Origin of the sequence: Butyrivibrio proteoclasticus, from assembly GCF_900115735.1 — a bacterium.
GTDB lineage: Bacteria > Bacillota > Clostridia > Lachnospirales > Lachnospiraceae > Butyrivibrio > Butyrivibrio proteoclasticus_B.
Genome location: NZ_FOXO01000056.1, coordinates 1 through 8,087, shown reverse-complemented (window position 1 = coordinate 8,087; position 8,087 = coordinate 1). Strand labels below are relative to the sequence as shown.

The following is an 8,087-nucleotide window of genomic DNA, read 5'->3' as shown; positions in this document are numbered from 1 at the left end:
CACGAGTATATCCGGTATGTACTGCCTAAGAAGTCTTCTTTTGAAAAGATGGACGATGCAAAGACGCTGCTACTTCTTAACCACATCAACAGCGAGAAAAGGGATATGTTGAACGGACACAGTCCGTATGAGATATCGCTTTTACTGCTGGATAACAGGCTACACCAAGCATTAGGTCTCAAGGAGATACCTGCAGATGATGTAACCCTGATACCAGCATTAGTAAAATAAAACCATAGATCACACAGGCAAGTTTCACTGCATAGAATTTAGTCTTTCACCAAAGGCATGTGGAATTTAGTCCTGCACACTTTTTTCCAGATGCCTGTTAGGCATGCAGAAAAACCAAAAAAGTGACTATGAAGGCATTATATACTAATTTTTAACTATTGATAAGAGAGGAAAAGTAGAATTAAAATCTGCATAATCCCTAGGTTTTCGCTATGTAGAATTTAGTTTTACTATCAAGCGCAGAAATCGATGCTGGAATCAGATATCCTGAACGAGTACAGAAGAGGCTCACATTCCGTATACAAACTTACTTACCATGTGATCTTTGTAACCAAGTATAGGAAGAAAGTGATCACAGATGAGATCGGTGATTTCATGAAAAATTATGCCGCTTACCTCTGCGGACGCATGAACAGTGAACTCATTTCAGCAGAGACAGATGTCGATCACATGCATCTTCTGATCTCCATGCCACCTGATGTGGCTCCTGTAAAGCTCATCAACTCGTTAAAATCACAACTTTCTAAAGAAGTTAGAAATACATATAGGACTCATGTAGAAAAGTATCTGTGGGGAGATTCACCCTTCTGGAGTGCAAGTTACTTTTGTGCAACCACCGGAAGCGTTTCTCTTGATACTGTTAAGAAATATATTGAAGAACAACGAACAGAAGAACACAAACGTAAATACATTAAGACAGGGAAATACAAAAAGAAAAGCTAGTGCTATTCATCCCACAACCGATTTCATCGGAAGGGGTTTTCTCGCACGATATTTATAATAATGATCATTTTTTATATTATCCATAAATTCTAATACCATCCCTTAGTATTTCATTAGTAAGTTCAAGATTATCCTTGAGCTGGTCCAAATTAAGGACATCAACTTTCTTATGTAAGGCCAATCTAAGTTTTTCAACTAACCCATAAAACTTGAGCCCCTTCACATCAGCTGAAATAAGAAAGTCTAAATCACTAGATTCTGTTGCTTTTCCTTTGGCATAAGAGCCAAACAAAATGCAGTAATGCACTGGATACTCATCAAATACTTCTTTACACTTTTCTATGATGAAATCCATATCCAAAATGCCATGCTCCTCATCTATCGGATTCAGAGCTTTTAGTTTATCGAGAATGTAAGCATATTTGATAGTGCCTTCTTTATCCTTATCATTTTCATAGGATTTATATGACCTAAGCGAAATTCCTACCAAATCCGCCACTTGCTGCTGCGTAAGCTTTTTTTCTACTCTCAGTTCTTTAACCTCGCCCATCTTGCACCTCATCCATCAATTGAAAGCAATATTTGCACTTTCCATGCATTAATAATGCAATATTTGCACTTTTATGTCAAGAGCAGGTGCAAATATTGCACCTGCTCAATCTGTGTTCTCTCAGTAAGTTAGGCGAGTAGACTAGGGACTCGCACCCCTAGCCCCTCTCAGATCCGTGCGTGCGGCTTTCCCGCACACGGCTCCCCATAGTAACATTCACATTTTCAGTATAGCGCGTAGTAAATCTTAGGTTTCGCAAGAGGGTATACCTTTAACATATCTGCAAATCCATCCCATGAATAGGTTCTACCGCATCCTCTGCGGTTTAACACTTTATGCAGGAACTGTTGAACTCGGTGCAGAAAAGCACTAAGTTTATAACTATTAAAAGTGACTCCATAGTATTGGTAGTAACCAACTAGCTTCACGTTCAACTCTTTGATAAGATTTCCTGCTGGTTGCTCTTTATTATCAAACAGCCACGTCTTGAAATTCTTTATAGATTTCTCAAATTTCTTGCGAGATGTTTTCACCATAGGACACGGGTAACCCTTACGGGATTTGCCCATAAAGAACGTAAAGCCCAGGAAGTCAAATGTTTCGGGCTTTCCCAATCCCCTATTTTTTGCGATTTTGCTAAGCATATCTGCCAAACTCAATAAGTCTACTTTTACTTTCTTCCAATTCGAGGTTAAATTTTGCCATACGCTCTTTCAGTGCAGAATAATACATTTCTGCATCAGATTTGTATTGGAACCCCGCAACAAAATCATCGGCATAGTTTACAAGGAAGCAGTCTCCCCTTGCCTCTTTTCTGACAACAAGCTTAAACCACAAGGTAAGTACATTGTGCATATATACATTCGCCAAGGCGGGACTGATATTACCCCCCTGTATTGTTCCCTCTTCCGTATCCTCAAATGTACCATCAACCATAACTCCTGCTTTAAGATACTTTCTTATCAGCCATAGTATGTTAGGGTCTTTGATGTTGCTGTCTAGTTGCTCGCCATACTCTTCTTTAGTCACTTCATCGATTCCTACTGCCTTCTTTCCATCAATCTCATTAAAACATTGTTTAAGAAGGTCGGCATCAATCATATGATACAGACTCGTAAAGACTGGCTTAGCGGTTTGCGCTGATATTTCTGCTATTCTTTCCAATTTCGTTGTCATCATTTCCTCCGTCCCTGAGTACGGATGATGTGTCCTCAGAAAGACCGTTACTATGTAGCTCCCTTCCCTCCATCGGAATTACCCGACTTCATCAGTACTATGAAGCTATCCGACTGCCTGCAATTCATTTGATATCCTTCTAGTTACGTTGGTATATCATACTCTTATACGAGAAACTGCAGGCTCTCCCCAGTTGACGTTTAATCATAATGTTTAACATGAATGGCCCTATGACCCCGCCGTGTCGTATATCGCTCACCAATAACGTGATCTACGATGTTGTCTTCCGGGTCAGCAAAACCGTCGACCGAACGGATACTTTATCTTTTCGAGGCTCAATAGCATTTCATCCCTGCTAACTCGCTGTCTACGCTTCGCATCAGTCGTTACCGACTGCTACGCAAGACTCGCTATTTGCTGGTTGGTTAGACCTTCGCAAAGCAGGATTTTCACCCGCTTGATTAAACACCCTTGGCTGGGCGCACTACTGGAACATAATCCTATATCTCTATCATCTTTCTTATACCATTAGGTATTACTTCAAATCCAAGTTTCTGATAAAAGCCTTCTTTTCCCTTAGCAGAAACGCCACCTATGGTTGTAAACCTTCCTGTAGATGAATTCTTCATAGCATAGTCTACGAGATGGTCAACAATCATGGTTCCTATACCCATACCTTGATATTCAGGCAAAACCACTATTTCCTGCAGATACCAATACATCGCACCATCACCAACAAGTCTGCCCATTCCAACAATTTCGCCATCTTTTAAGGTAGAGACATTTATAAGTCCATTCCTGAGAGCCTTTTTCGCATGCTCTATAGGAATATCTGCAAAACCTGTAGCGACTCTAAGCCTCACAAAATCTTCTGGTTTCAAAACATTCTCAACAAGTTCAAACTTAGTGCTCATATATTCCTTGATCAGTGCAATATCTTTTTTGTCCTTATCTCTCCCAAGTTCCTGTTTCATCATAATGAGACCTTTGATAGAAATGACTGGAACGTTATCAACCATATCAGTTTTATCTTTGATCCAGTTCTCAAATACCTCTATATATTCTCCAATTTCAAACTTTCTATTACCGCTTTCGGTTAGAGAAAAAGTGTAACCATCTGCCTCAAGCTGATCTGCCATCTTAGATGTGCATCCCATATCTATATCATGAGTTTGCTCCCGGATTCCATATATAACCATGGCACTTCCAGTTATTATCCAGTATTCAGCGCGGCTATATGGAAACTCATCAAGCATATTAATAATCTCTTGTTTGTTCATAGTCTCTCCATCATTCCAATTGCTTCGTCCAAAGAAACACACTCCGCAAATCTATTAGGCCACATCATTTCATTGTAGTACTTGTACGTTGTCTCCGCATCCATGTAGTCATTATCAACAGTAGAGTTGGTGCCCTTTGGAATAATTACTCTATAGCCTCTTTCAAAAGCTGATTTCACAGAAGCATCAATGCAGAAATTAGTCTGAAGTCCCACTATCATCAGCGCTTTGACTTTCTGTTTATCTAGATACTCGACAAGTTCTTTATTCCCAAAGCAACTATTTATTTCTTTTACAAATGTCTTTTCTAAAGGCTTCGGAGCCACCTGATCAGCTATTTCAAAATCTACATCGCCATCAGAAAAGCCTGTCCCTGGTCCATCATCATGTTGAACGTAAATAACCTCAACGCCATTCTTCCTTGCAGCATCAATAATACTTTCCACATTCTTTATGAATCCGGCAAAATCATATAGCCTTTCATCAGTAATTCCTTTTTGTATATCTATAACGATAAGCTTCATTATGTGGCCTCCCTTTGCAAGTTCTACTGTAAGATAATTTCTATTCAGAGATAACTCTCTATTTCAAAAATAACTGACTCATTGCAATCCACACATTGGTATGGACCTTTCTTCAAATCACCACCTCTTCTAAAAGCATAGATAGGCTATAAACAAGGTTTACAGTCAACAACTTTTTAAAAAAAATGTGATTTCTTCTGCTGCAAATGATTACACGTGTTATTTAAGAAAACAAAGACTCTACCATTATACTGAATAGAAAATTTGCACACAATCATTATCGACTGTGTGCAAATAAGCTCGTAAAAACCAATCATGCTGATATTCGAGGGTTTTTATTCAGGTATAACACGCCAACTTCAGCCCGACAAACTCGAATTTGATTGATGATTTAAAATACCTTATCATACAAGTCTTTATAGTCAGCCTCTGTTATCTCATTATCATCTAAATAATAAGTCTTTATTCCATCATCTTCCCAGTCCTCCCATCCAAATTTGAATGAGTCTACAACCTCTAAATTGCCATTAAACTTGGTTAATACATATGTACATCTTCCACCGTGAGTTGTATCACTGTGAACAATCCAATATGCTCCATCATACTGAGTGAAAGAACACATTGCTGCTGTTCCTTCCCCTTGAGCAAAACATACTACTTTTCCATCTTTGCAATCAAAGCACATATCGCCATACATTGCATTTTCAAGTATAAATTCAACATCTCCATCATTGTCTAAATCTACTGGATCAACTTTAGTGACTGCTAAGCTAGCATCAAATTCCTCTTCTGGTGTAGCTTCTTCAAACTGAAAACTAGTGTTATCCATAGTCCAAGTAGTATCGTCATAATATGAACGTGCCTCGGCAGTGATTTTACCATCACAAAATGCCTGAAATAATTCCTCAGGCGACATATCGTTGGTTTGTTCAACAGAACTAATATTGTTTTTACCATTATCTGATGCATTGTTATTAAGAACATACCATGTAGCACATCCACCTAGTAAAATAAGCGCTACAAGTATTGTAATAATTAAAATTATCTTCTTATTTTTTTTCATAATATTTCCTCCTTTCAAATATTTCTTCTCTGCTTTTCATATTCAAACTACCGATTTGCTTATTTCAACTGGTAGTTATTTTTTTCAGTACTGCCAATGCAACATAATGAAGTACCTCGAATTGCTCAGGCGCTATTTCATCAAGCAATTCCCTGTGTTCTTCATCCCATTTTTCAAGTTCTTCCTCCGACAATGACGCACCCACGCCTCGAGAGGCTTTCATCCGCCCATGCCATGATTCCTTAGTAAAGGATATCTTCAAATCGTATTCTTCATGATCTTCCAATTCGAAATACTCATAAGTCACATTGGGGATCCATATTGCATGTTTGGTCTCCCCGGCACCTGTCCAGTTAGGACTATATTTCAGAACAAGCTCCTCACTTTTTCCTGCTATCTTATCTTCAAAGGGAAGCCATGCCATATATAGGATCAGCAGCCTTCCATCCGGCTTAAGAATGTCAGCCAATTTGGGCATAACCCGCTCATGATCGAAATACCAGAAACACTGACAAGCCGTAATTACATCATAGCTTTCTTTTGGAAAATCAATTTCTTCTGTAGGTACCGTTTGAAAATCAATCTTCATATCGGCGTCTTCCGACAGGCGTTTAGCTTGTTCTATCTGTTCAGGAGAGATATCAGTTCCTGTCCAAATTGCTCCATACCGGTACATATTACGTGGCAATACGCCGGTTCCTGTCCCAAGATCGAGCACATTCTGTCCATCTATGCAAAGTCCTCTATCTGCAATCCTCTGATAAAATTCATTCGGATAGACATCCCTGTATTTTGCGTATTCTTCAGAAGTTCTTCCCCAGTCAAACGCCTTCCCGGCATCTATACGTCTATCAATTATCATAGAAATAATCCTTCCGTTTATTCCATTTTTTAAATAATCCATGGGGTATTATATTCCAATATAATTGACGAGTGGTCTTTCTAAAACACATGTATACCCTGTCAAATTATAGTTCACATACCATTTTTACTTTTATTGGTCTTTTCGTCAAAAACTCTGCATTTTCATCCATAACGGTTCTTGGATGTTGATAAACATCAATACCAACTGTAATAGGTTCATCTATTACATATAGGTATCCCTTTTCTGTTCCATTATGATAAATTTTCCCGTTGTCATCATAACTCAATCGGTCTGGTTGATGAGAAAACGCCTCGGCAAGTTCTTTCCACTGAGTAATAGTACTGCCTACTCTCAATTCCGAAAACACCATGTTCGAGCCATGATACCATATTCCATTAGGATCAATCTTTAGTTCCATTTGTTCAAGTCTACCTTTTCTTGTCAGTATGATAAATATAAAAATCAAACAAAATCGCCAATCTTACCTAGCATCTTGCCAATGCTATGATACCTGCCTGAATAGACAACCGGATCCAGCACTGTAAGATCAATATCAAATATATCTTCACATACAAGGTTTTTATCCATCTGTATATTGCGAATATAACAGAAAAAGGTAGTTGAGTCCCCAGTCTCAACCATTCTTGCAACCTCGCATTCATACACCCATCGGCTTTCATTCAATACAGGAACATCCAATACATCTCCTCTCACAACCTCGTAGGAGACATCATCCTTAGCGCCATCTTTAGCATGTTTAGAGCCAAAGTAATCCATAAGAGGAAGCATATCTGTGCTAACGAGATTGGCGCTAAATATTCCCGTTCTTAGCACGTTTTTCTTGGTCATCTTAGTCCCAGCCATGCTAATAACAAATAAATACTGGTCACCTTCCTCATGGGTTGCACTTGCCCAGGTGATGGGCGCAAAGTTAGCAGTCCCATCCTCATTATTGGTGCCTATAATAAAAGAAGGCTGAACACACATAGAATATTTTGGATCAACAGATTGTCTTTTTGCCATTTTTTCTCCTTAGATAGTAGGTTTTACTGAAATTAAATCGTCTTACAGAAATCAATTATTTCTTGTTTCCTGGGCTCTACATTCTCTTTATACTCAATTGATGTTAGGCCAAGATGACCTGCGCATTCAATATGCAAATGACCATAGAAATGCTCAATGCTCTGAATAATCCTGTCGCACTCATGCATGCCTGGTCCTGTTCTAAGAGCAACTGAGTATCCCTTTTTGCCTTCTTTGATTGAAGCATGCGGTTCATGTGTATCGCACCAAGGAGTGCATCTGTCTATAAATGATTTATACTGTCCTGGAATGTCAGCCCAGTAGGAAGGTGATACAGATACAATGACGTCTGCATTGTCGAACTCATCCATGATTTTGAGGATGTCGTCATCCATAACACACTTTGCTGTGCTGTGGCAGGCTCTACACCCTTTGCAGAACTCAAAAGAATAGTCATCTATGCAGATGCATTTTGTGTTATATCTAGATGATATTTCTTTATCTATGATGTTTACAATTTCTGCTGTAGCTCCCGTTTTTACAGGACTGCAATTAATGATTAAAGCATTCATTGTTTTATTCAAAGCCTTTCTTAGCCTGCGCTATGATCTGTTCAAGAAGTTCAATTCTCTGAGTTAGTTCTTTATCCATC

At 38.8% G+C, this 8,087-nt stretch carries 9 protein-coding genes and 2 pseudogenes; 2 read left to right on the top strand and 9 right to left on the bottom strand.

Translation table 11 applies throughout. The features are described from left to right. Positions 1 to 231: pseudogene (locus BM146_RS19770) on the top strand (IS30 family transposase); the annotation flags it as partial. 249 nt (positions 232 to 480) lie between these two features. After that, positions 481 to 954 carry an IS200/IS605 family transposase gene (gene tnpA / locus BM146_RS18540; protein WP_074892118.1) on the top strand — a complete coding sequence of 158 codons (474 nt, stop codon included), beginning with the start codon at positions 481 to 483 and terminating at the stop codon, positions 952 to 954. A gap of 76 nt (positions 955 to 1,030) precedes the next feature. Here tnpA and BM146_RS18535 read toward each other — a convergent pair whose 3' ends face one another. From BM146_RS18535 to BM146_RS18495, 9 genes and pseudogenes are all read right to left on the bottom strand, one after another. Beyond that, entirely contained in the window at positions 1,031 to 1,504 is a 474-nt protein-coding gene (locus BM146_RS18535; RefSeq protein WP_035768609.1) for a nucleotidyltransferase domain-containing protein, read from the bottom strand. 224 nt (positions 1,505 to 1,728) lie between these two features. Then, positions 1,729 to 2,680: pseudogene (locus BM146_RS20550) on the bottom strand (reverse transcriptase domain-containing protein). A 500-nt stretch (positions 2,681 to 3,180) separates the two neighbouring features. Further along, positions 3,181 to 3,960: a GNAT family N-acetyltransferase gene (locus BM146_RS19100; protein WP_083413658.1), complete on the bottom strand. Its 780-nt coding sequence runs from the start codon at positions 3,958 to 3,960 to the stop codon at positions 3,181 to 3,183. Beyond that, entirely contained in the window at positions 3,957 to 4,484 is a 528-nt protein-coding gene (locus tag BM146_RS18520) for a cysteine hydrolase family protein (RefSeq protein ID WP_074892116.1), read from the bottom strand. The genes BM146_RS19100 and BM146_RS18520 overlap by 4 nt, the downstream gene beginning before the upstream one ends. 391 nt (positions 4,485 to 4,875) lie before the next feature. Then, the gene (locus BM146_RS18515; RefSeq protein WP_074892114.1) at positions 4,876 to 5,547 is read right to left on the bottom strand and encodes a hypothetical protein; all 672 of its coding nucleotides are present in this window, start codon (positions 5,545 to 5,547) and stop codon (positions 4,876 to 4,878) included. Positions 5,548 to 5,611: 64 nt separating this feature from the next. Continuing rightward, the gene (locus tag BM146_RS18510; RefSeq protein WP_242949446.1) at positions 5,612 to 6,451 is read right to left on the bottom strand and encodes a class I SAM-dependent methyltransferase; all 840 of its coding nucleotides are present in this window, start codon (positions 6,449 to 6,451) and stop codon (positions 5,612 to 5,614) included. A 64-nt stretch (positions 6,452 to 6,515) separates the two neighbouring features. After that, positions 6,516 to 6,830, bottom strand: coding sequence for a hypothetical protein (locus BM146_RS18505; RefSeq protein WP_143087542.1), 315 nt, complete (start codon positions 6,828 to 6,830; stop codon positions 6,516 to 6,518). Positions 6,831 to 6,874: 44 nt separating this feature from the next. Continuing rightward, positions 6,875 to 7,435 (bottom strand): flavin reductase family protein, encoded by a 561-nt coding sequence (locus tag BM146_RS18500; RefSeq protein ID WP_074892110.1) that lies wholly within the window; start codon positions 7,433 to 7,435, stop codon positions 6,875 to 6,877. Between the two features lie 32 nt (positions 7,436 to 7,467). After that, positions 7,468 to 8,007 carry a flavodoxin family protein gene (locus BM146_RS18495; RefSeq protein WP_074892108.1) on the bottom strand — a complete coding sequence of 180 codons (540 nt, stop codon included), beginning with the start codon at positions 8,005 to 8,007 and terminating at the stop codon, positions 7,468 to 7,470. Positions 8,008 to 8,087: the final 80 nt, after the last annotated feature.

Coding starts and splice junctions, on each gene's coding strand:
- tnpA (WP_074892118.1), top strand. CDS start 481: ATGCTGGAATCAGATATCCTGAACGAGTACAGAAGAGGCTCACATTCC.
- BM146_RS18500 (WP_074892110.1), bottom strand. CDS start 7,435: ATGGCAAAAAGACAATCTGTTGATCCAAAATATTCTATGTGTGTTCAG.
- BM146_RS18505 (WP_143087542.1), bottom strand. CDS start 6,830: ATGGAACTAAAGATTGATCCTAATGGAATATGGTATCATGGCTCGAAC.
- BM146_RS18535 (WP_035768609.1), bottom strand. CDS start 1,504: ATGGGCGAGGTTAAAGAACTGAGAGTAGAAAAAAAGCTTACGCAGCAG.
- BM146_RS19100 (WP_083413658.1), bottom strand. CDS start 3,960: ATGAACAAACAAGAGATTATTAATATGCTTGATGAGTTTCCATATAGC.
- BM146_RS18515 (WP_074892114.1), bottom strand. CDS start 5,547: ATGAAAAAAAATAAGAAGATAATTTTAATTATTACAATACTTGTAGCG.
- BM146_RS18495 (WP_074892108.1), bottom strand. CDS start 8,007: ATGAATGCTTTAATCATTAATTGCAGTCCTGTAAAAACGGGAGCTACA.
- BM146_RS18520 (WP_074892116.1), bottom strand. CDS start 4,484: ATGAAGCTTATCGTTATAGATATACAAAAAGGAATTACTGATGAAAGG.
- BM146_RS18510 (WP_242949446.1), bottom strand. CDS start 6,451: ATGGATTATTTAAAAAATGGAATAAACGGAAGGATTATTTCTATGATA.